Source organism: Paraburkholderia caffeinilytica (assembly GCF_046030355.1).
GTDB lineage: Bacteria > Pseudomonadota > Gammaproteobacteria > Burkholderiales > Burkholderiaceae > Paraburkholderia > Paraburkholderia caffeinilytica_B.
In genome coordinates this window covers 417,478-439,510 of sequence record NZ_JAQQCQ010000002.1, presented here as the reverse complement: position 1 = coordinate 439,510, position 22,033 = coordinate 417,478, and the positions used below count along the sequence as shown (strand labels likewise).

The 22,033-nt window shown below is 61.8% G+C and carries 18 protein-coding genes; 9 read left to right on the top strand and 9 right to left on the bottom strand.

Features of this window, described 5'->3' with window-relative positions; genetic code table 11:
• Nucleotides 1-363: 363 nt before the first annotated feature.
• From PQQ95_RS04235 to PQQ95_RS04205, 7 genes are all read right to left on the bottom strand, one after another.
• A complete protein-coding gene (locus PQQ95_RS04235; protein WP_408435173.1) occupies nucleotides 364-1,173 on the bottom strand; it encodes a c-type cytochrome in 810 nt (269 codons plus the stop codon).
• Nucleotides 1,170-2,795 (bottom strand): b(o/a)3-type cytochrome-c oxidase subunit 1, encoded by a 1,626-nt coding sequence (locus tag PQQ95_RS04230; protein WP_408435171.1) that lies wholly within the window; start codon nucleotides 2,793-2,795, stop codon nucleotides 1,170-1,172. The genes PQQ95_RS04235 and PQQ95_RS04230 overlap by 4 nt, the downstream gene beginning before the upstream one ends.
• Complete coding sequence (locus PQQ95_RS04225; protein WP_408435170.1) at nucleotides 2,782-3,354, bottom strand: cupredoxin domain-containing protein; 573 nt, start codon at nucleotides 3,352-3,354, stop codon at nucleotides 2,782-2,784. Before PQQ95_RS04225 ends, PQQ95_RS04230 begins: the two co-directional genes overlap by 14 nt.
• A gap of 2 nt (nucleotides 3,355-3,356) precedes the next feature.
• Complete coding sequence (locus tag PQQ95_RS04220) at nucleotides 3,357-3,533, bottom strand: hypothetical protein (RefSeq protein ID WP_408435168.1); 177 nt, start codon at nucleotides 3,531-3,533, stop codon at nucleotides 3,357-3,359.
• 30 nt (nucleotides 3,534-3,563) lie between these two features.
• On the bottom strand, nucleotides 3,564-4,943 hold the full coding sequence (locus tag PQQ95_RS04215) for a c-type cytochrome (protein ID WP_408435166.1): 1,380 nt from the start codon (nucleotides 4,941-4,943) through the stop codon (nucleotides 3,564-3,566).
• The gene (locus tag PQQ95_RS04210) at nucleotides 4,940-5,656 is read right to left on the bottom strand and encodes a c-type cytochrome (RefSeq protein ID WP_408435164.1); all 717 of its coding nucleotides are present in this window, start codon (nucleotides 5,654-5,656) and stop codon (nucleotides 4,940-4,942) included. The genes PQQ95_RS04215 and PQQ95_RS04210 overlap by 4 nt, the downstream gene beginning before the upstream one ends.
• Before the next feature lie 502 nt (nucleotides 5,657-6,158).
• Complete coding sequence (locus tag PQQ95_RS04205; RefSeq protein ID WP_408435162.1) at nucleotides 6,159-7,046, bottom strand: LysR family transcriptional regulator; 888 nt, start codon at nucleotides 7,044-7,046, stop codon at nucleotides 6,159-6,161.
• A 98-nt stretch (nucleotides 7,047-7,144) separates the two neighbouring features.
• Here PQQ95_RS04205 and PQQ95_RS04200 point away from each other — a divergent pair, with 98 nt between their 5' ends.
• The 6 genes from PQQ95_RS04200 (at nucleotide 7,145) to PQQ95_RS04175 (ending at nucleotide 16,413) form a co-directional block, all read left to right on the top strand.
• Nucleotides 7,145-8,461, top strand: a complete 1,317-nt coding sequence (locus PQQ95_RS04200) for an MFS transporter (protein WP_408435161.1) — start codon at nucleotides 7,145-7,147, stop codon at nucleotides 8,459-8,461.
• Nucleotides 8,462-8,682: 221 nt separating this feature from the next.
• Entirely contained in the window at nucleotides 8,683-9,336 is a 654-nt protein-coding gene (locus PQQ95_RS04195; protein ID WP_408435159.1) for a response regulator, read from the top strand.
• Nucleotides 9,337-9,487: 151 nt separating this feature from the next.
• Nucleotides 9,488-10,180 (top strand): response regulator, encoded by a 693-nt coding sequence (locus tag PQQ95_RS04190; RefSeq protein ID WP_408435344.1) that lies wholly within the window; start codon nucleotides 9,488-9,490, stop codon nucleotides 10,178-10,180.
• 111 nt (nucleotides 10,181-10,291) lie between these two features.
• Nucleotides 10,292-10,936 (top strand): response regulator, encoded by a 645-nt coding sequence (locus PQQ95_RS04185; protein ID WP_408435157.1) that lies wholly within the window; start codon nucleotides 10,292-10,294, stop codon nucleotides 10,934-10,936.
• 243 nt (nucleotides 10,937-11,179) lie between these two features.
• Entirely contained in the window at nucleotides 11,180-11,926 is a 747-nt protein-coding gene (aqpZ, locus tag PQQ95_RS04180; RefSeq protein ID WP_408435155.1) for an aquaporin Z, read from the top strand.
• Nucleotides 11,927-12,048: 122 nt separating this feature from the next.
• Entirely contained in the window at nucleotides 12,049-16,413 is a 4,365-nt protein-coding gene (locus PQQ95_RS04175; RefSeq protein WP_408435342.1) for an ATP-binding protein, read from the top strand.
• A 388-nt stretch (nucleotides 16,414-16,801) separates the two neighbouring features.
• On the opposite strand, the gene PQQ95_RS04170 is transcribed toward PQQ95_RS04175, so the two are convergent.
• Nucleotides 16,802-17,737 carry a LysR family transcriptional regulator gene (locus tag PQQ95_RS04170; RefSeq protein ID WP_408435153.1) on the bottom strand — a complete coding sequence of 312 codons (936 nt, stop codon included), beginning with the start codon at nucleotides 17,735-17,737 and terminating at the stop codon, nucleotides 16,802-16,804.
• A gap of 503 nt (nucleotides 17,738-18,240) precedes the next feature.
• Between PQQ95_RS04170 and PQQ95_RS04165 the strand changes: the two genes are divergently transcribed.
• The 3 genes from PQQ95_RS04165 (at nucleotide 18,241) to PQQ95_RS04155 (ending at nucleotide 21,104) form a co-directional block, all read left to right on the top strand.
• Complete coding sequence (locus PQQ95_RS04165; protein WP_408435151.1) at nucleotides 18,241-19,368, top strand: porin; 1,128 nt, start codon at nucleotides 18,241-18,243, stop codon at nucleotides 19,366-19,368.
• Between the two features lie 194 nt (nucleotides 19,369-19,562).
• Entirely contained in the window at nucleotides 19,563-19,997 is a 435-nt protein-coding gene (locus PQQ95_RS04160) for a CHRD domain-containing protein (RefSeq protein ID WP_408435149.1), read from the top strand.
• A gap of 132 nt (nucleotides 19,998-20,129) precedes the next feature.
• A complete protein-coding gene (locus tag PQQ95_RS04155; RefSeq protein ID WP_408435147.1) occupies nucleotides 20,130-21,104 on the top strand; it encodes an alpha/beta hydrolase in 975 nt (324 codons plus the stop codon).
• On the opposite strand, the gene PQQ95_RS04150 is transcribed toward PQQ95_RS04155, so the two are convergent.
• Complete coding sequence (locus PQQ95_RS04150; RefSeq protein WP_408435340.1) at nucleotides 21,074-21,916, bottom strand: EcsC family protein; 843 nt, start codon at nucleotides 21,914-21,916, stop codon at nucleotides 21,074-21,076. The two genes, PQQ95_RS04155 and PQQ95_RS04150, sit on opposite strands and share 31 nt — an antisense overlap.
• Between the last annotated feature and the right edge of the window lie 117 nt (nucleotides 21,917-22,033).

Genomic DNA, 22,033 nt, shown 5'->3' with positions numbered 1-22,033 from the left:
CGATAACAACCGTTCAGGCCAAAAAGTCCGCGAAGGGCGCGGGCAAAAGACACATGATCTGCATTCGGGTTTATCAAGCCGCACGCAGTAACAGAGCCCACGCCTCCAGGCTGGGAGCGACCGGGCGACGCATGGGCAATGTGGGGTGGTCGTGTCCTGACCGCCAATAAGCTGGGTCCGAAATGCTGTTCATCGAACCCGGTGGATCTTGTATAGCCGGCACTAGCGGCCACCACGCAAGAGCAATGAAAAAGGCGCGCGCTGCGCGTAGGACATTAAGCAAAAAAATGGCCCGCTGAGTGCGGGCCTTCTAATACGTCATTCGCGGTTAAGCGCTGCGAAGGCCAAACCAGGCCCAAACCCTCACTGCATAGCAGCGTAATACTTAGCCACGCTATCGATCTCCGCAGGCGTCATCTGCCGAGCCACATTCCGCATCTGCTCATTGATATCGTTATGCCGGGAACCGGAAGCAAACGCCCGCAACTGCGTAGCGAGATAAATAGAAGACTGCCCACCCAGCCAAGGCGCAGCGCCCTTACGATCCAACTGCCCGTGACAAGCCGCACAAGGCGCGATATTCCGCTGCGGATCACCCTGCATCGCAAGCTTCACAGCATTAGCATCGGGCCCCACACCGGTCGGCAAAACCTCAGCCGCCGGCGCCCTCGGCAGCGAAGCATAATAAGCCGCCAGATCATGCAGATCCTGATCGCTGCGAGCCGCAATGATCGGCTGCATCACCGCGTTCTGCCGCACGCCATTCTGATAGTCGCGCAACTCTTTATAGACCACGTCGGCGTACTGCCCGGCCAACGCGGGCGCCGTCACCTGCACCGTGCCCAGCACGCCATGACACATCGAGCAATTCTGCGTCGCGATCGTCGCGCCGCGGCCGATCGAAATCGCGTCGGCTCGTACTCGCCGCAAAGGCGGCAAGACCACCACTTCGCTCGGCGCCGGGCCGGCGATATTGGCGCCACCGTACCAACTCGACGGCACACCCGCGGCGCTGCAAATCGTCGCCCATAAACCACGCTCGCTGAATCCGCTATTCGCCGATGGCAACCAGACGAAGCCGATCAGTATCGCCACGACGGCAATCGCAATCGTGCCGCCCAGGCTCGCCGTGAACCACGGGTTGCGCAAGCTGAAGACGCGTTCCTGACTCATCGCTGCGCTCCGACGACAACTGCCGGCACCGACGTCTGCGGCAATCTGAGCAGCTGAACGATCGGCACACTGTAGTTGACGACCGTCAGCCCGATCATCAACGCCACCCACAAGCCGAAACTATTGAGCGCGGCAGGCACGTGGTCCACCGGTTGGGCCGCGCTCGCGAAGCGGAAACTCTGTTGCTGGACCACGGGTCCGAATTGCGACTTGGCGAGGATGTAAATGAACAGCACGCCGGACACCACCAGAATCAGCCCGCCCACCGCCGACATTCCCACCCAGAACGCCTGCGATTCCATCCCCGGCATGGTGTAGTCGTAATACGCCATACGGCGCGGCGCCCCGAGCAAGCCGACGTAGTGCCACGGCAGCGTCACCACCATCATGCCGATGAACCACAGCCAGAGTTGCGTCCGCACCAGCCTCACCGAGGCAATCGCGCGGCCGGTCAGTTGCGGCCACAGTTCATACGCGATCGCGAAGTACATGATGACGATCGCCCCACCGAAAATCAGATGGAAGTGCCCGGTCACCCACTGCGTGTTATGCACGGTCGAATTCAACTGGTAGCTCATATTGATCAGGCCGCCTGCGCCGCCGAGCCCGAGCATCACGAACGAAAACGCGATTACCAGCATCATCGGGTTCTGCCACGGCAACGCGGTCAACCAGCCGAACGCGCCCTTGCCGCCGCGCAACCGTCCGGCGATCTCCACCGATGCACAGATGGTGAACACCGTCAGCAGCGTCGGTACCGACACCATGCCGGTGAACACCGCATGCAGGAACTTGAAGCCCGAGCCGACCTGCGGATCGGCGAACAGGTGGTGAATGCCGATCGGCATCGCGAACACGAGGAACAGAATGAACGACACGCGCGCCATCGAATCGCTATAGAGCCTTCCGCCGATCGCGCGTGGCACCAGCGTGTAGTACGCGATATAAGCCGGGATCAGCCAGAAGTAGACGATCGCATGCAGCGTCCACGAGAACAGGATGCGTGAGAGGCCGGCATCGATCGTGTTGGTGAGACCGAAGGCAACAGGCAATATCTGGAACAGGATTTCGAGCGCCGCGCCGATCGCGGTCCACGCCCATAGGTACGCCCCCGCGACGTTGGCGAACATGGCGAGCGGTATAGGCTTGCCCGGATTCGCACGTTTCCAGATGCGCAGATTCACATGCATCAGCGCGACCCAGATCCACGAGCCGACCACGACCAGCACCACGCCGAGGTAATAGAAGGGACTACCGATCATCGGTGGATAGAACGTGTAGAGCACCGAGGCCTTGCCGAGCGCGACCGGGACCATCGCCATCACCGCACCGACTGCCAGCATGATGAACGCGGCCCACGCCCACTTGAGACCGACGAGCCGCTGTGCGAGCGCGAGTTCGACGATCGCGTAGCCGAAGCCCATCGAAACAAGGGTGGGCATCACGTAAGCCATGACCGAACCGTGTGCGGTCACTGATCGATAGTAAAGCTCAGGGTCGCCGATCCACGGTAACAGCGGGCTGCGTACCAGCATCTGCCATGCGCCGAGCAGCAGCGCGATCAGAAACGCGATGAAGGCCAGCCAGAAATGCGCGAGAACGAGTCGCTTAGCGTGAAACACAGCTGAGCCTCCGGGATTGTCGGGCCTGCTCGAAGAACGTGGCTTTGTCGATGACCTTGACGTGCGCCCACATGGTCTGATGGCCGTAGCCGCAGAACTCGTGACACGGCATGGTGTGCTCGCCGGCTTTGTCGAAGCGCGTGTTCAGCGTGGAGACATAGCCGGGCACGACCATGGTGTTGATGTTGGTGTCGGTGACGAGCAGGCCGTGCACGACGTCGGCGCTGGTAACGCGGATCGTGATCGGCGTGTCGGCGGGCACCAGCAGACATTGCGGCGTGAACGAATACTGCTGCGCGACGAAACGCACGACCACCGAACCGTCTGGCTCGACGGCGCTGCCGAGGTTGTCTTCGACGAATTCGCCGGACAGTTGCAGGCGCGAAGGATCGATCGTCTCGACCCGCGACGGCGGCATCATCGCCCAATGCAACCCGGAGAACACGATGGCGACGAGCATCAGCACGATCAGCGCCGTGGCGAAAATCGCCCAGCGGCGCTCGGCGCGTAAGGCGACTTCGTGGCCGCTGCCCGGTTGGTGATTGGAATCAGTCGACATAGTCAGTGGATGACGCCGCGCGGCAGAAAGACAAGAAAGTAGAAGCCGAACCAGATCGCCATGACGATCAGCGCGGCGACGCCGGCCACGGCGATCGCGCCATGCGGGCCGGCCGCGACGACGCGTTCCACTTCTTCATCCGTCGGTGGGGCCGCGCTGCGGGTATCGTTCGCTTCCATCAGGAGATTCTCCGGTGCAGCGGTTCAGGTTCAGTGCAGCGGCGCTTTGCGCAATTCGTTGACTTCGCGGGACGTCACCGGCTGGCCATGGTTGCCCCACGCAGTGCGGATATAGGTGACGACGGCGGCGGCATCGGTGTCGTTCAACTCCTGACCGAACGGCGGCATGCCGTACGGTTCGGGATTGCGCGCGGTGCCGGGCGGGAAGCCGCCATTGAGCACGATGCGGATCGGGTTGACCGCGGAGTCCATTTCGATCGACTGGTTACGTGCGAGCGGCGGATAGTGTTGCAACTGGCCCTCGCCGTTCGCGCCGTGGCACAGGGCGCACTTGTCGGCGTAGATCTTTCCGCCGAGCGCGAACACGTTGGTGTTGGTCGGCGCGGACGGGCCCGATTTGCGGCCGCGATTGTCCGGTAGCGTCTTGAGATAGACCGCCATCGCCTTGACGTCGTCTTCCGTCATGTACTGAAGGCTGTGATAGGTGACTTCGGCCATCGGCCCATACACGGCGCCGCGATCGGAAATGCCCGCCTGGAGCAGGTCGACGATGTCCTTGATGCTCCAGTCGCCGAGACCGCCGTCCTTGTCAGAGGTGAGCGAGGGCGCATACCAGTTCTGCACCGGAATCAGACCGCCGGCGAACTGCTCGCTTTGCGATGAGCCACCCAGCGCGTTGATCTTGGTGTGACACAGCGTGCAGTGTCCGAGTCCGTCGACGAGATACGCGCCGCGATTCCATTCGACCGATTTGGTCGGGTCGGGCTGGAACTCGCCTTCACGGAAATACAGCGTGCGCCAGCCGTACAGCAGCTTGCGCTGGTTGAACGGGAAGCGCAGCGTGTGCGCGTGGCTCGGCTCCCGTACCGGTGTCACGGATTTCAGGTACGCGAAGATCGCATTCGAGTCTTCGCGCGTGACCTTGGTGTACTGGGCGATCGGCATCGCCGGGTAGAGCAGGGTGCCGTCCGGCGTGCGGCCGGTGCGCATCATCTTGAAGAACGCTTCCTCGCTCCAGGTGCCGATACCGTATTGCGCGTCCGGTGTGATGTTCGGTGAATACAGCGTGCCGAACGGTGTGTCCATGGCGAGGCCGCCGGCGAACAGCTTGCCGCGCGGCGCGGTATGACAGGCGACGCAGTCGCCGGCGCGCGCGAGATACTCGCCGCGCTTGACGATGTCGGGACGGGTGTCGGCTTTGTCGCCTGCGGCCGTTGCAGTCGTGGCGGCAGGCACGGCTTCAGCGGCGCGTGCTTCAGCGATCAGCAACGCACGCGGTGCGCTCCAAAGTACGCCGCCGGCGATGACCGAGCCGGCAACCAGCAAGCTGGAGACAAGCGAAACAGCGGTGCGACGGCGCTTCGTCATGGCATGCGAAACAGCACGGATCGAGCGGAGGATCGGCTTCATTGCGGTTGGCTCCCGCATGCGAGAGGCAGCCGTTCGGCAGACGCCGGCGCGGGCCGTGGATCGGCAGGACGAGGCTGGCGCGCGAGCCAGCTCGATACCGCGGTGATGTCCTTGTCGGTCAGCTTGACGGCAATCGAATGCATACAGTCCGGCGCAAGCGCGTGACGTGTACCCGAGCGCCACGTGCCCATCTGTCCGGCGATGTAGCTCGCGTGCAGGCCGAGCAGGCCCGGAATGCCAGGTTGCGTACCCGTCATGCGCGCGCCATGACATGCGATGCACGCCGGGATCTTGCGTGCCGGGTCGCCTTGAGTGACGAGCCGTTGTCCGGCTGCGAGCACTGCGGGTGCGACGTCGGTGTGATCGGGATTGGGGTAGGGCGGTTGCAGGTCCGCGAAGTACTGGCTGATCTTGCGCAGATAGTCGTCGGGTAGAAAGGCGAGCAAATAACCCATTGGCGGATAAGTGCGGCCGCCATCACGGAACGCGGTCAACTGATTGAACAGATAATCGGCCGGCTTGCCGGCGATGCGCGGGAAGTAATCGTTGTTCAGGCCTTGGCCTTGTACGCCGTGACATGACGTGCAGGCGCGCACGCGCTCGTCCATGGCCGAGGGCATGGCGCCTGATGCGTCGGTGGCCGCGAACGCCGCGCCGCGCCACATGACGTAAAGCACCACCAGAATCGAAAATCCGATAGATCTACGATGCACGCCAGGCCTCGCCGGGGGAACGGTTACTTTCGTTATTTATCTCTCACGCATTCGCTCGTGAATCGCCTGTCGGATTCGATGAACGATGCATGACACGCCTGCCTATTCTTCTTTACGTCTTTATAACGACTGCATGAACAGCAAATCGAAGCGGACTTGTTAAGGAGGCGCAGTATTGAATCGATGCGGCAATGCAATTGCTTCATAAAACAATCACCTGCCTGAGTGCGCCGTTGGATGGCGGCTTTCGGGCTACGGTAATAACGCTTGATGCGTCTTCCTGATGTGCAGCAGGTTGCAGGAATTTATCCGGTGCGTCAATAAAATTTGGCAGCCCAATCGGCGGCGTATTTGATCAGCATAGGCGTCGATTAGAGCGCCTTCAATATTTATTCTGTGCCGGGTACGCGTGCGGATTCCATCCGTCGAACGTGATTGGTGCGCTGCGCTACGTTTCTGTCGGGATCCATGAGTCGCAGCGCATGCACCGACGCCGAGCGCGTCAACTGAAGAGACGCGTCAACGCCGTGCGTGCATTGCTGACGTGTTCGCTTTCGCCGATTCGCCCCGGCAACAAATGAAACTCGACAGCCGGCAGTGCGGGCAGGCCGATGCTCGGTGGACAGGCCACCATGCCCCCGCCGATCGACGATTCGTTCAGGCAGGAAATGCCGAGCCCGGCCTTCAGCGCCAGTTGCAGTCCGGCCACGCCGGAAGCCGAATGCGACACCAGATACGGCACCTTGTGCTCGTCAAGCAACTTCACGACGAAGCGCTGCAACTGGCAACTCGACGGCAGCAAGATCAGGGGATAAGGCGTGGCCGGCCGCGGATCGGCATCGGCCGCGCAGACCCACAGCAGCTTCTCGCGCCGCACCACGGTGCTTTGCGCGCTGCCGCGCCGGCCGGTGGCACGCGTGTTCCCGGTCACGAGCCGCAACGAGAGGCCGATGTCGTACGACGCATCGTCGCCGGCGCTGCTGTCGATCACCGCGCTCGGCAGCACGGTGACGTGCAGCTTCAGGCGCGGATGCTGTTCCGAGAACGTCTTGAGAATGCGCGCGATGTCGAGTGGACGGTAGTAGTCCGTAATGGCGATGCGCAGTTCGCCATCGAGCGAGCGGCCTTGCAGGTCTTCGAACGCCGCCTCGCTCATGGCGATGATGCGCCGCGCGTGATCGAGCAGGCGGCTGCCGGCCGGCGTGGCGGTGACCCCCTGCTTGCTGCGCACGAAGAGTGGCTGGCCGGCGCGCTCCTCGAGTTTCTTCAACTGCTCGCTCACCGACGACTGCGACAGGAATACGCGCTCGGCGCCCGCCGAGACGCTGCCCGACTCCGCGACAGCGACGAAGGTGCGCAACTGTGTCAGGTCAAATCCGCGTTGGCTCATGATTCGGTATATCCGATGGAAGTCATCTGAATTTCCGGCTTTTCCGATGGTTAGCCCAGCCGTAGGATACCTCCAATTCATTCATTGCAGGGGCTGTCATGGGAAACGAATCGATTGTTGCCGTGCGGGTGCAGGGGGAGCGTGCAGCCAGCCATCGGTGGAAGGTGTTGGGCGTCGGCTTTGCGGCGAACGCGAGTTTTTCGGCCGCTTTCTCGGGGATTCCGACCACGGCCGTGTTCTTGCGTTCGGGCTATCACCTCGGTAATGACGGGCTGGGACTGGTGCTCGGCATGCTCGGTTTGGGCATTGCGGTCAGCGAGTTGCCTTGGGGACTGCTGACCGACCGTTGGGGCGACCGCCGCGTGTTGCTGCTCGGACTTCTTTCGACCGCCGCGGCGCTAGCCGGCCTGGCATTGTTCGTGGTGCCGTCCGGTGCGCATGTGCCCGGCGTGGCGACGCTCGCGCTCGGCTTGTTGCTGGTCGGCTTGCTCGGTGGCAGCGTCAACGGATCGAGCGGCCGTGCGGTGATGGCCTGGTTTCGCGAAGGTGAGCGCGGCCTCGCGATGAGCATTCGGCAAACCGCCGTGCCAGCCGGCGGCGGCCTGGGCGCGCTGATCTTGCCGGTGCTCGCCTCGAGATTCGGCTTTGCCAGCGCGTACACCGTGTTGGCTCTTGCATGCGCGATTACCGCCGGGTTCGCATGGCGCTGGTTGCACGAGCCTTCGCACGCCGAAGGCAACGGTGCTGGTACGGCTCGCAACGCTGCGGTTGCGAGTGCAGCGCCGGCGAAGGTTTCGCCGTTGCGCGATATCGGCATCTGGCGCGTGGCGCTCGGCGCCGGCGCATTGTGCGTGCCGCAGCTTGCCGTCGTGACGTTCGGAACCGTTTTCCTCCACGACTTCAGCCGCGCCGGTGTGCTGGCGATCAGCGTGACGATGGCGGCGGTGCAAACAGGCGCTGCGGTTGCGCGGGTCTGGAGCGGTGCATGGACCGACCGGCGCGGCAATCGGCGTGCGTACATGCGCGCCTGCAGTGTGTTGACCGCGGTGCTGTTCGCATCGCTCGCTCTGGTGACGGGTCTGGTCGGCATGCATCACGCGACGATGACGGCGGTGTTCGCGCTGATGATCGTGCTGGGCGGTATAAGCGCATCCGCGTGGCACGGCGTTGCCTTCACGGAACTCGCGACGCTTGCGGGAACAAGCCGGGCAGGCACGGCACTCGCAATCGGCAACACTTGCGTCTTTCTCACGCTGTTCCTGACGCCGCTTGCGATTCCGCCGTTGTTGTCGGTGGGTTCGTGGCCGATGGTGTGGGCGGTAGCCAGTCTGTGCGCATTGATCGCGTTGCCGGTATTTCCACGCACGGCTCGCGCGAGCAAGACGTCGGCGGTACGCGCTTGTGATGCCATGTGATTCGCGTCACGACGCATTCCTCTTGTGATAGCGATGCAACGGGCTATCAAATTGTCGGTGGGTTTCGGAGCGCTCCGATTTTCTCCTGGTTGTAGCGATGGTTTTATGGTCGCCCCTGGCGCGCCATCTCATGTGAGGAGGCCGTCAAAGAGCGTGTAAGGCGAATGGGATTTTCCCGGTGGATTCGCCGAATACACCTACAACAACTGAGAGAAATCGTAGTGAATCTTCGAATTATTCTGGCGGACGATCATCCGTTCGTTTTGCTTGGCGTTCGGGCCGCGCTGGAATTGCATGCCGGTATCACCATTGTGGGTGAAGCGACCACGCCTACTTCATTGATCGAACTGTTGCAGAGCACGCCATGCGACGTGCTCGTCACCGATCTGACGATGCCGGAAGCATCTGGCGCGGTGGAAGACGGTCTGAATCTTGTCAGGCGAATCCGATCTACGTGGCCACTATTACGCATCGTCGTGATGACGGCTCTGACAAACACCGCGATTCTGCGCGCCATCGTGTCAGATGGCGCAGTCAGCACGCTCAGCAAAATGGAAACAATGGACGAGCTCTGGCAAGCGATCGAGGCGAGTGACAAGGGGAGGGTCTACGTGGGCCGTACCGTCGTCGCCGCGCTTGCCCAGCCTCGGGACGAAGCGGGCGATTTGCCGCCGGTCCCCCGTTTATCCCGCAGGCAGGCGGAAGTTATCCGAATGTCAGTACGTGGCGATTCGATCGCGGAGATCGCGGTGGCGCTCGGATGCCATCGCCGAACCGTCAGCCGTCAAAAGCGCGAAGCAATGGGTAAGCTCGGCGTCACCAACGATCCTGGTCTCTTTGCTTATATTCGTGCATATGGTGTTTATGATATTTAAATCGCATAGCTAATCAATTATTGGCGTGGTTCTAATTGGACTATTTCAGAGCGATCTTATGTTTATCCTCTGAAATATGTTCAATGATATCGGCAGGGCCAGTTGCTCCGGAGAGAGCGACAGGGAATCTAGGAACGGGGGAGAAAAAACGATGAATGAAAACGCTGACTTAAGCACGCCTGTTCGAACCATCATCGCGGACGATCATCCGCTGGTTTTGTTGGCGATCGAGAATCTGATGGCGGGCTATCCGAATATGCAGATCGTCGGTCGTGCTGCCGATGCCACAGAGCTTTTCAGAGAAGTCGAGCGTATTCCATGCGACCTGGTTCTCATGGACCTATATATGCCAGGCGGCCTCTACGGCGGCGGCCTGGAAGCCGTCAGGCAGCTCAAGGCGCGCTATCCCGACGTGGCACTCGTCGTACTCACCATGGAAACCGAAGCCGCTGCGCTGAGAAAAGTCATCGCGCTAGGCGCCGACGGGTTGATCAGCAAACGCGACCGGATCGATCTGATTCACGTGGCAGCCGTCACGGCGCTGGCTCGCGAGTGCTATGTCGGGCCGGCGGTACGATCGCTGCTTGCCGACGCAACGGTCGCCCAGCGGTTCGATCTTGTCCGGCAAATGCTGTCGCGCCGCGAACTGGAGGTGCTCACGCAATACGCTTGCGGGCTTGGCGTAACGGAGATCGCTTCGCGCTTCGGGCGCAGTGTCAAGACCATCAGCGCTCAGAAATGTACCGCGATGCGCAAATTAGGTCTGCACAGCGACGCGGAACTGTTCCGCTTCGCCGTCGATCATGGCGTGATCTCTGAGGATTGTTTGCAGAACCGGCGCTGAGTCGGCGAGACGTCACGCCAGTCCGGTGGCGTGGCGAACAGAAGATGCACTCGGCACATCCCGGGGAAGCACGTTGCGTGCAGGGAGTGCCAGTCGATAAGACAACAAAAAATGACACAAAAGATTCGCGTCATCGTGGCCGACGATCACGATTGCGTTCGTGTTGGTGTGATGCGTCTGCTGCAAGCGGCATCCCACATCGAGATAGTCGGCGAGGCGCCCGATACCCAAACACTGGCCGAATTGCTCGACACCCATGCGTGCGACGTCGTCGTGTCGGATATCGGCATGCCGGGCATTGACGGTGCCAGTAATGTTGTGTCTTTCCTACGCCGCCTGTTCCGGGTCCGGCCGCATCCTTGCGTCGTCGTGCTAACGATGATCTGCCATGCGCATCTGCTTTCAGGATTGTTGCACCTCGGCGTGGCGGGAATCGTTGACAAGCGCGACACCGCCGCGGCGTTGATCGAAGCGATTGGGGCTGCGGTTAGCGGTCGTGTTTACCTATCGGACCAGGCGCGCGTCGCGATAGACGCATCCGAAGCGCCGCCGCAACCGCGCGCGGGCGTGCTGAGTGCGCGCGAATGGGAAGTCTTTCAGCTCTATGTGCAAGGTCTGGCTGTCCACGAAATCGCGACACGTCTGCAACGCAGCGGCAAGACCATCAGCACGCAAAAGCGAAGCGCGATGCGCAAGCTTGGCCTCGAGACAGAAAACGACCTCATCGATTATGCGAGACAGATAGGGTTGGCCTGACAGCCGTGTCAGAGGCACACCCTGAATCGGGACGATGGTTCTGGGGACTTTAGGAGTCTTCTGATTGGTTGAGTGACGCTGCCGTTTCATAGTTGTGAATTAACCGAGGCTCGACTTCCAATGCCCGGCTGGTGAATGCAGTGATTTCGCCAGCCTGAGCAGTGACGAGTCTGGAAAATTCAGGCAGATGTCTGGCGGCTGGAGTGAGGCGCCGTCTGCCATTTGCAAGTACTGGGAGGCGGCATGGTAGGGCTAGGCAAGCGGTTATGGGTCGAAGGAGTCGGGACGGCCTGGGTGGTGTTTATCGGCTGCGGCAGCATTGTATTGAACACCGGCGCTGCCCAGCAAGGTTACGGCGTGCTCGAGGTCTCATGCGCATTTGGTCTCGCGCTCGTGACGGCGAGCTACGCATTCGGCGCCATCTCCGGCGCGCACTTCAATCCGGCCGTCACGATCGGCTTTACGGTCGCGCAACGCTTTCCGGTTCGAGATCTGCTGCCCTACATCGCTGCCCAGATTCTCGGGGCGATCGGAGCCGCGGCGCTGCTCGCTTATGTCGCGAGTGGGCGCCCCGGTTTCGAACTGTCCGCGAGCGAATTCGCGGCGAACGGTTTCGGCGACCATTCTCCCGCCGACTATCAACTTCATTCCGCGCTGGTCGTCGAGCTGGTCCTGTCGTTTGCTTTCGTTCTGGCGAGCTTGATGGTGGCTTGCCGGCGAAGGCTGAGGCCGATCGCGCCACTGGTTGCCGGCGCGTGTCTGGTGATCGTGTACATGGTGTCGATCCCGGTTACCAACGGCTCGATCAATCCCGCTCGCTCTACCAGTCAGGCGTTGTTCGTCGGCGACTGGGCACTCGACCAGCTCTGGCTGTTCTGGGCAGCGCCGTTGCTGGGCGGCGTCCTGGCCGGTGCGCTGTTTGCCTTTCTCCGGAGCAAGTACGGCCGGCAGGCTGCGTCGCTCGCTCACGAGCAGGGCGAAGTCGCGTGAGCGCCGCTGGGTTTCATTTCCAGGTGTCCGCTATGAAACGCCAACCCAGTATCGCGGTGTGTCGGATGGTCCGGCGAGTATTGCAGTGCCTGCTTACGGTGTTCGCCTGTGTCGTCGTGCAGATGCAGCCTGCGGTGGCTCAGCCGTTCGCCAGTCCGTCGCATCCGCTGGTCGGCGGCGCTTTTCCGGCCAGGCTGACTGTCGGCGTTCTGGCGAACGGGTGGTTGCCATTCGATGGGCTTCAGAACGGCCAGCTAACCGGCTTGAGCGCCGACTATCTGCGCGCGCTCGTTGGACCGAACGTCGTGATCGAGTCCAAAACGTTTCCTGACATGACGCAACTGCTGGCCGCGGCCTGCGCCGGCAACGTGGATCTGGTCATGAGCCTCGCTCGCACTCCCGAGCGGGAACGCTGCTTCAACTTCACCGCGCCGTACTTTCGGGCATCCGCATCGGTGGCGGTGCGTCGCGACGGCAACGTGTACGCGAGCGCTGCCCAGCTTGCCGGCGCGAACCTCGCGGTAGAGAAAGGGTTTGCGCTGGAACGTTCGTTGCGCGAGCGCTTTCCGCGCGCCCAGATCGAAACCTTCGCGAGTACGCATGAGGCGCTGCGGGCGGTCGCGCGAGGCGACGCCGATGCGTATCTTGGCTTTACGCCCGCCGTTCAGTATGCATTGACCAGCGAGGAATTCCGCGGGCTGCAAGTCGCCTTCGAGGAACGCGGCAGAATCGCTGACTTGCGCTTTGCCTTGCCGCGCAACCGGGCGGCGTTGCGTGACCAGCTCGATCGCGCGCTCGCCTCAATGAATCCGGCCGACGACACCGAGATTCGCGCGCGCTGGCTATCCAGCAGCTTCGACGCGCAAGCCGCGTCCACTGCGCGGCGCCTCGTGCTAACACCGGATGAGCAAGCCTGGCTTCGTTCGTTACCGCCGTTGCAGGTGGGCTTCGACACGGGCTGGCCACCCTTCAGTTATGTCGATGAGTCCGGCCATCCTGCCGGCATAGCCGCCGAATATCTGGACTATTTGAGCCGCACGCTGGGCGTTGTGTTCAACCGTGCCCACACGGCTGACTGGCCCGCGACCATCGAAGCTTTTCAGCGCGGCGATCTGGCGATTCTGGCCACTTCCTCCAGCAGCGACCCGCGTCTGAAGAGCGCGCGGCACACGCGTGCATACGAAAGCTATCCGCTCGTGATCGTTGGGCGTGAGGACGAACCGGCCGCTCGCGCACTCAGTGATTTCGCCTCGCGGCGCATCGTGGTCTCCTCGCATATCGCCGGCTCGATTCCGCTCGCGCTCGACAAGATTCCTGCCGCCAACATCACGGTCGCGCCCAGTCTGGACGACGCGCTCAAGAGGGTCGAGAAGGGCCAGGCAGATGTACTGGTTGGCAACGTTGCGGCCGTCGATGTCCTGCTCAAGCAACGTTATGCCGGTGTGCTCAAGATCCTGGGCACGGTTGGCGGATCCGACGCGCTCGGCTTCGCGGTGCGTCCTGATCTGAGCCCGCTGGCAGGTTTGATCGACCGGGCTTTGCTGGCTATGCCGCCGGCCGAGAAGCAGCGCATCCGGCAGAAGTGGGTGACCGGCAATACGGGGGAGGCGGGAACATGGAGTGTTACCGCCGTGCGGCTTCTGCCGTTGCTGATCGGTATCGGCGTCGTGCTACTGGTCACGCTGCGCGCTTATCTGCTGCTGCAACGTGAAGTCAGGCTGCGCAAACAGACCGAACGTGAGCTGGCGCTCCAACTGAACTTTCAGGAAACCATGATGGAGATGGTTCCCTATCCGCTCGTCGCCAAAGATCTGGATGGGCGCTATATCGCGATCAACCGGGCGTATGAAGAAGCGTGTGGTTTGCGCCGCGACGCGGTGATCGGGCGCACGACAGTGGATGTCCAGACATGGGGCGAAGCCAATAGCCACGTTCTGGATGATCTCGCACGCAAGATGCTGACAGGCGACGAGCCGGCTCAAGCGGAACTCCAGTTCGAACGCGGCACGGGCGACCTGCGTCACGGCCTGTTCTGGACGCGGATCTGTCGAAACAGCGACGGCAAGCCGAGTTGTGTGCTGGGAACGATGGTCGACATTACCGATATCCGGCGTGCTGAAATGCTCGCGCGCGAAACCGAGCGTCGCCTTTTCGACGTCACGCGCTCATTGCCGGCCGTCGTATTTCAACTTCGCCGCACCGCGAACGGTGCTTATTCGTTTCCGTACATCGGCGGTGATACGCGACATCTGTTGGGTGGCGACGGCACTTCGTCGATGAGCCGGGAAGAGATCGACTTCAGACGCGTGTGCGAAGAAGACCGGCCTTTCGTACTGGCCGAGCTGGAGCGATCGGCGCGTTGCGAAACCCCGGTGAATATGGAATTTCGCTTCGACGTCGAGCGTGAACTCAAGTGGGCGCGCGCGGAACTGGTGCCACGCCGCGAGCAGGATGGCAGCGTGGTGTGGAGCGGCTATTGGGTGGACGCAAGTGCGGAGCACGCGCGGTCCGAGGAAATCGCGCGAGCGCGTGACGTAGCCGAAGCCGCTTCGCGCGCCAAAGATGATTTTGTCGCGATGATGAGTCACGAAATCCGCACGCCGATGAACGGCGTGCTCGGCCTCGTCGAAGTGCTGGAGCGCACGCCGCTCAATGCGGATCAAGGGGAAATGCTGAGCATGATCCACGAGTCGGCAGGCGCATTGCTGCAGATTCTGGACGACCTGCTCGACTATTCGAAGATCGAAGCGGGGCGGTTGACTATCGAAGCCGAACCGATCGACATGCGCGAACTGGTCGACAATGCCGTCGGTTTGCTCGCGGGCCGCGCCCACGAAAAGGGGCTGAAGGTGCGCGTGGATATCGCGCCGAACGTTGCGGCTACGCTACGGGGTGACAGCGTGCGATTGCGGCAGATTCTGTTCAATCTGCTCGGCAACGCCATCAAATTCACCCCGGAGGGCGAGGTCGACGTGCAGGTCGCGGCCGTCGATCAGACCGGTGACACCCAGACGCTCGAGATGACTGTCGCGGACACCGGCATTGGCATTGCACCGGAGGTGCAGGCGCGCCTGTTCGAGCCGTTCGTGCAGGCGGAGTCGTCCACCACACGTCGTTTCGGCGGAACCGGCCTAGGTCTGACGATCTGCCGAAAACTGATCGACCTGATGAACGGCACCCTCGAATTGCACAGCGAGCCTGGGGTCGGCACGCGTATGACTGTCCGCCTGACCATGCCTGTGGAATCGCAGCGTTACTCCGTGAATGGCTTGCGCGGCAAGCGCGGCCTTGTAGCGACGGGTGACGCACGGGTCGCGCAGGCGCTGATGCATTTCGGTCAGGCGCTCGGACTCGAGTTGCGCCACGTGTCGCCCGATGCGGCCGCGCTCCGCGATCCAGCCGCCTTAGCCGGCGTGGATATCATTTTCCGGGGTGAGGACGTGATGCTGCCTGCAAGCGAAGGGTCCGGTGCGCGGATCATCTGCCTGACCGAGAAACCGAAACCGACCGGCTACCGCATCCTCGACAATACCGTGCGCGTCAGTATTAATCCGATCTCGTGGCGCGGTCTTGGTGCAGCATGTGCCGCGGTGATGACGGGGTTGCCTTCCGTGACACCGCGTTCCACCGGTATGCCGCATAGGGCTGAAGGCGCCCCCGTGCCGCCGGACCGCGAACGGGCAATTGCCAGCGGACGGCTGATCCTGGTTGCGGAAGACCATCCGGTCAATCAGGAATTGATTCGCCATCAACTGGCGTTGCTCGGTTTTGCCTGTGACGTGACGAACGACGGCGTCGAGGCACTGGCCGCACTCGAGCAAACCAGCTATGGATGTCTGATCACGGACTGCCACATGCCGAACCTGTCCGGCTACGAACTGGCGCGGCGCATCCGGGAAAGAGAAGCGGATGGTGCGCATCATCTGCCAATCCTGGGGATTACGGCGAATACCGCGCCGGAGGACTTGAAGCTATGTCGTGACGCCGGCATGGATGACTGCCTCGTCAAGCCGACGCGGCTCGCTACGCTACGCGATTACCTGAGTCGTTGGTTCGGCACTGACAGCGCATGGCAAGCAGCACCCGCTGAAACGACCAGCGCGCCGCTGGTTTCCGGGCCGGATGTGCGTGGCGGCCTCGAACCATTCGTCCCGGTCGATCTGAATCATATGACGCAACTGTGGGGGAGCGAATCGACGGTTAAGGCATTGCTCGATTCCTTCGTTTCATCGGTGCGCGAAGACGTGTTGGCATTGTCGCCGTTACTCGAGCGTATCGAGGTCGAGCGTCTGCGCGAGTGGCATCATCGCGTGGCAGGCGCGGTGAGCGTGTTGCAATACCCGCCGCTGCTCAATGCGCTGGAAGACTATCGCCGGGATATCACCGTCAAGACGCCGGAACGCTTGCGCAGTGACGGGCTGGCATTGGCGCGCAAGTGCAATGCGATGCTGAATGGAATCGAGGAGCAGGCTGCGTTACTTGCATGATGCTGGACCGCACTGCTGCAGTGCACCGCACCAAGCCAAGCCAAGCCAAGCCAAGCCAAGCCAAGCCAAGCCAAGCCAAGCCAAGCCAAGCCAAGCCAAGCCAAGCCAAGCCAAGCCAAGCCAAGCCAAGCCAAGCCAAGGCAAGGCAAGGCAAGGCGAAAATGGCGCGGTTGTGGTGCCTCGCTTCGGCGATCACATAGGGGCGCCTTCGTCAGTAAATCCAGGTGGCGAGTCGAGATGGCGAATCAAGAAGGCGAGTCGAGATGACGAAAAAAAACGCGGCCGAAGCCGCGTTAAAGATTTGGAGACATCCCTCGATGAAGGAGTCACTTCTCGCAATCGGAAGCATAACCGCGACTGCGCAAAAGATTCATTACGAATTGCGCAATTAACTGTTTGTAAATATCGACGGAAGCGGCGCCCCGACCCTATTTCGAAAATAATCGACGGTGAATTCGACAAACGAGCGCGTCTTGGCGGACACGTGCCGCCGCCCGGGGTACACCAACGAAACTTCCTTGTCCGCGCCTTTGATTCGGTAGTCCGGCAGCACCTGCACAAGTGCGCCGCTCATCAGGTCCGCCGCGACATGATTCTCCGGCAGGATGGTAATGCCCATGTCGGCGAGCGCCGCCTGGCGAAGCATTACCGCGTTGTTGACCGCATAGGCGGCCTTCATGTTGACGGTTATCTCGATTCCGTCGGTATCGACGAAACACCATTCGGCGCCGTGCACATTGGCTGACGGAGCCAAAAACGGGTGAGCGGCAAGTTGCGCCGGGACCGACGGCGTACCCCGCGCGGCGAGGTACGCGGGCGAGGCAACCGCCACCGAGCGGACCTTGAATAAAGCTCGCTTGATCAAGGTGCCGCCACTGACCTGCCCAGCCACTACGATGCCGGCATCAAATCCCTCTTCAATCAGATCCACCGGTCGATGCAGCAGCGTGACCGAAAGTTTGACTTGCGGGCACTGCAAGCGATAACGCTGCAGCAGCGGCGTCAATCCAAATAACGAGAATGACGCGACCGCCACGAGTTTCAACGTGCCGGACGGATCATTCGCGCTTTGGGAAACGCTGGACTCTATTGCTTCCAGTTGATCGAGAAGTTGCCGGCAGCCGTCGGCATAGGCAGATCCGGCCTCGGTCAACGACAGGCTGCGTGTGGTTCGGTTGACGAGCCGCGTATCGAGGTGCGTTTCGAGTAAAGCGACGTAACGCGTCACCACCGCGTTGGAGAGATCCAGACTTGCGGCTGCGCGCCCGAAAGAACCGTTTTCTGCGACTTTCAGAAAGACGCGCATGGCCTGCAGGTGATTCATCGTGATAGTGGGTTTGAGCGGGAAATGCCTGGGTGCGTAAAGCTGCGGGCGTTCGGTTGCGTGCGGCGTGAACCAGTGCAGCCAGCGGCAGAGGCCTGTGACGAGAAAGCGCCCATGCTGCACGCGAGAGACATGCATGGTAATCGCCGGGAAAACGACCCGGCACAAGAACCGGCGGAATAGGTATTGAGAGACTTCCGAACGCGTGATGTGGCGAGGTCACAACGCTTTAATTAGATAAGTATCGCTAAATATAAAAGGAGATAAACGGGTTGCCTTTCAGCTCAAGGCTCACCGATGTTGCCACGTCGACTTTTCGAATAATTCAAAAAATATTTTGCGCGAACACGCGTGGTGTCCCTGAAAGTTTGGCACCTAAACTCCGCCCTGCAAATTGAGCCCGTGTGCTGAGCGCTCTGGATTCAGTCAGTTCTCAGCATGAAATCGCGCTGTGAAAATTAATCGAGTCGACGACTCAATCACCACACGTTATCTGAAACAACATGAAAAAGATTCTGATTCTCGCGGCGGTCTCCGCGACGTTCGCTAGCGCAGCTAACGCGCAAAGCAGCGTGACGCTGTACGGCGTCGTCGATGCCGGCTTTACGTATGTGAAAAATGAAGTTCTGGCCAGCCGCCCGTCGAAGCATGATGTTTCGTATGGTCTGACGAGCGGCAATCTGTCGGGCAGTCGTTGGGGTCTGCAAGGTCGTGAAGATCTCGGCGCTGGCTACGCGGCAGTTTTCACGCTGGAAAACGGCTTTAGCGTTGCCAACGGCGCTGCTGCGCAAGGTGGCCGCAGCTTCGGCCGGCAGGCATTCGCGGGTATCTCGAGCGGCTACGGCACGGTTACGCTGGGTCGTCAGTACGACTCCGTTGTTGACTATCTTGCTCCGTTGACGGCGACCGGCAGCTGGGGCGGCACGTACTTCGCCCATCGCGGCGATAACGACAACGCCAATGCGACCATGCGCATCAACAACTCGGTGAAGTACCAGAGTGTGAACTACGGCGGCTTCTCTTTCAGCGGCCTGTACGGCTTTTCGAACCAGCCAGGCGCCTTCGCGAACGATCGCGCTTACAGCACAGGCATGGGCTATTCGAACGGCGGCCTGAAACTGGCGGCCGGCTATTTGCAGGCTCAGGGTGTCGGCGGCAATGTGAACGGTGCGATCCAGGACGGCGCACCGAACATCGGCATGGCAGGCGAACGTCAACGGCAACGCACGTGGGGCGCTGGCGGCAACTACGCATTCGGCCCGGCAACAGTCGGCGTGGTCTACACGCAAAGCCGTTTCGATTTCGTGAACAACACCGCCTCGGTGCGTTACGACAACTACGAAGTCAACGCGCGCTATACCCTGACGCCGGCGCTGGCATTCGGCGTGGCTTACACGTACACGCAGGCACTGCAGCACGCGGGCGGCGCGTCGAACGGATCGAGCCACTGGAACCAGTTCGGTCTGCAGGCCGACTACGCACTGTCGAAGCGCACCGACCTGTACGCCGAAGGCGTCGCACAGATCGGCGCGAATGGCAACAAGGTTGGCGCGCAAGTGTTCGGTACCGACGCACCGTCGTTGACCAAGAGGCAGGCGGTTGCGACGGCGGGTATTCGTCACCGCTTCTAAAACATTGCTGTGGGAAGGAAACGCACTAAAGCACCGCTCGCGGTGCTTTTTTCGTTGCTGCGCCCCGAGCGCCGGGCGCCCCGACGTCATTTGACCCTCAAGCAAACGGCCGCAACGGATTTGCACTAGTATGTGGTGGCTCCGCGCGTGACCGAAATGTCGGTGCGGCGGTGCATCAAAGTCCGGAGAAGACCATGATTGCGCTTCGAAAACTGAATCTTGCCGTGGTGGTGTGGGCGTTGGCGTCGGGTGTCGCCTTTGCGGATACGGTGGCGTTGAAGGCCGATCTCGAGCCATCGAGTGAAGTGCCGCCGCGCGTCAGTCACGGGCACGGCATGTTGAACGCCACGTTCGATACGTCGACCAGGTCCCTGCAATGGACGGTCACCTATGAAGGGCTGAGTGGTCCGGCAACCGCCGCGCATTTCCACGGTCCCGCGCCGGTCGGGCAGAACGCCAAGGTCCAGGTGCCGATCGGCAAGGACGCGCTCGCGAGTCCGATCAAGGGATCGGCGGCGCTCAGCGAACAGCAGGTGACGGACCTGATGGCGGGGCAGTGGTACTTCAACGTCCATACCGAGCAGAATCCGACGGGCGAGATTCGCGGGCAGGTTTTGCCGGCGAACTAGACAGGACAGGAGGACAGCGAGGAAAGCGTTGCTCGGCGGCGCGGGCGCGTTTTGGGATTAGAAGCCGCCGTCCACCGGCCCGGCTGGGAACGCACGTACCATGGCGGGACACTATCGAAGGAGCGTGTCCCGATGAGCTGGCAAAGTGCACTCGCGTGCTGGTATTTGCGCAGGCAGTTTCGACCGCAAACCCTCAAGCCGACTATCCATGTCGAGAAGGCGCGTGCGCTGACAGCCAGGCGCGCCTGGTCGCCGCGCGTGCCGGGCGGCTGGCGTCTGCGTGAGTTGTACGGGCCGGACGATTGGCCGCTGCACGGTGAGTGGATCGAGCGCGCTGATGGCGTGTCCCCTTCCGGAAACGGCCCGACCGTGCTGTATTGCCATGGTGGTGGCTATTATTTCTGTTCGCCGCGTACGCACCGGTCGCTCGTATTTGGCCTGGCCACGCGCGCGAACGCTTCGATCTTTTCCCTCGACTATCGTCTCGCTCCCGAGCATCGCTTTCCGGCCGCGCTCGACGATGCAGCCGCGGCCTACCGCCAACTGGTCGCGAACGGCACGCCGCCCGGGTCGATCGTGATCGCGGGAGATTCAGCGGGCGGCGGTCTTGCGCTTGCCACGCTGGTCGCTTTGCGCGACGCCGGCGATCCGCTGCCGGCAGGCTGCCTGCTGTTCTCGCCGTGGACCGATCTGGCCGCTGCCGGCGCCACCATCCGCACCAACGACGGTCTGGATCCCATGTTCAGTGGCGCAGCGATCGCTCGGGCTGCGCAGGTTTATCTCGGCGACACGCCGGCGACGCATCCCTACGCTTCGCCGGTCTATGCCGACCTGCACGGTTTGCCGCCGCTCTGCATCATGGCGGGCAGCACCGAGGTCTTGCTCGACGACTCACAACGCGTGGCCGACAAGGCGCGCGCGGCGGGCGTCGACTGTGAATTCGAAGTGTGGAAGAAGATGCCGCACGTGTGGCCCCTGTTCACGCCGTTCATCCCGGAAGGCGGCCGCGCGCTCGACCGCGCCGCGGCCTTCGTACAGCGCGTGACGCGTGCAACGGGCGGGCGCAGCGTGGCCGCTCAGCCATCCAGCGTGACGTCGATCGCCTGATAGGCGGCTTCGACCGTTTCCTGGCCGTATTGCCGCTCCAGCCGTCGCACGGTGAAGTGACCGTGCGCGACCTGTTGGAAGTGGTCGATGAACACCGTATTGACCATTGCGCCAAGCACCGCGCCGATGGCCGGAATCGACTTGGCGGCGATCTGCTCGCTCACCTGCACCGAAAAGCGCGCGGCAATCGTATTGAGGAGGCGCAGCAAGGCCGCGGAGCCATGCGCGGTGAAGCCTTTTGTTGCGATTTCTGATGAAGCCTTCGATACCGCCTGCGCCAACGCGCCGCGCATGATGAAGTAGCCGAAGTCGGCGTCGTCGTCGGCTTTCGAGGTGCCGCCCATGCCGAGCACCGTCAGGCATTGCAGCTGTGTGTCGATCGACGACAGATCCTCGCCCTCGCTGCGCGCAATGTCGCAGATCGAGCGAAACATCAGCGTGGTCGTGACGGGCAACTCGACGGGCAGTGCGAACAGACCGAATGCGCCGCCGGCCGCGCCGGTGGTGGCCACGGCGAACTTGTGCAGCAGATTGCTCGGCTTGTCGGGTACCACGAGAGGTGAGGCGCCGGCCTGCCGCCCCAGCGTGCGCAGCGCGATCGAGAGGCACTTGCGCAACGCCAATTCCGTCGCATCCGTGACCTTTTCGTTGGCAAAAGCCGGCATGCGCGAGAGCAGTTTCTCGAGCGGCGAGCCGACGATGCTCGCCAGTTTCATCGCCAGCGCGGGGCTTTCCAGTTCGTGTTTCGCGCGTCGCAGCGCGTTCAGGTCGTCGTCCGATAACGATTGTGCTGCGAGCGAACTCGGCTCCATGTGCCTCCCTGGCGTCATCTATTGTCCATTTTCCGGTCGATTGCCGGCGCGGTGAACGCCGTCGGCGGGCTCCAGCTTAGAGCATCGCCTCGTGGTATGATTCCCAATCGTTTGACG

Coding starts and splice junctions, on each gene's coding strand:
- PQQ95_RS04235 (WP_408435173.1), bottom strand. CDS start 1,173: ATGAGTCAGGAACGCGTCTTCAGCTTGCGCAACCCGTGGTTCACGGCG.
- PQQ95_RS04225 (WP_408435170.1), bottom strand. CDS start 3,354: ATGTCGACTGATTCCAATCACCAACCGGGCAGCGGCCACGAAGTCGCC.
- PQQ95_RS04220 (WP_408435168.1), bottom strand. CDS start 3,533: ATGGAAGCGAACGATACCCGCAGCGCGGCCCCACCGACGGATGAAGAA.
- PQQ95_RS04215 (WP_408435166.1), bottom strand. CDS start 4,943: ATGAAGCCGATCCTCCGCTCGATCCGTGCTGTTTCGCATGCCATGACG.
- PQQ95_RS04205 (WP_408435162.1), bottom strand. CDS start 7,046: ATGAGCCAACGCGGATTTGACCTGACACAGTTGCGCACCTTCGTCGCT.
- PQQ95_RS04200 (WP_408435161.1), top strand. CDS start 7,145: ATGGGAAACGAATCGATTGTTGCCGTGCGGGTGCAGGGGGAGCGTGCA.
- PQQ95_RS04190 (WP_408435344.1), top strand. CDS start 9,488: ATGAATGAAAACGCTGACTTAAGCACGCCTGTTCGAACCATCATCGCG.
- PQQ95_RS04185 (WP_408435157.1), top strand. CDS start 10,292: ATGACACAAAAGATTCGCGTCATCGTGGCCGACGATCACGATTGCGTT.
- aqpZ (WP_408435155.1), top strand. CDS start 11,180: ATGGTAGGGCTAGGCAAGCGGTTATGGGTCGAAGGAGTCGGGACGGCC.
- PQQ95_RS04175 (WP_408435342.1), top strand. CDS start 12,049: ATGCAGCCTGCGGTGGCTCAGCCGTTCGCCAGTCCGTCGCATCCGCTG.
- PQQ95_RS04170 (WP_408435153.1), bottom strand. CDS start 17,737: ATGAATCACCTGCAGGCCATGCGCGTCTTTCTGAAAGTCGCAGAAAAC.
- PQQ95_RS04165 (WP_408435151.1), top strand. CDS start 18,241: ATGAAAAAGATTCTGATTCTCGCGGCGGTCTCCGCGACGTTCGCTAGC.
- PQQ95_RS04160 (WP_408435149.1), top strand. CDS start 19,563: ATGATTGCGCTTCGAAAACTGAATCTTGCCGTGGTGGTGTGGGCGTTG.
- PQQ95_RS04155 (WP_408435147.1), top strand. CDS start 20,130: ATGAGCTGGCAAAGTGCACTCGCGTGCTGGTATTTGCGCAGGCAGTTT.
- PQQ95_RS04150 (WP_408435340.1), bottom strand. CDS start 21,916: ATGGAGCCGAGTTCGCTCGCAGCACAATCGTTATCGGACGACGACCTG.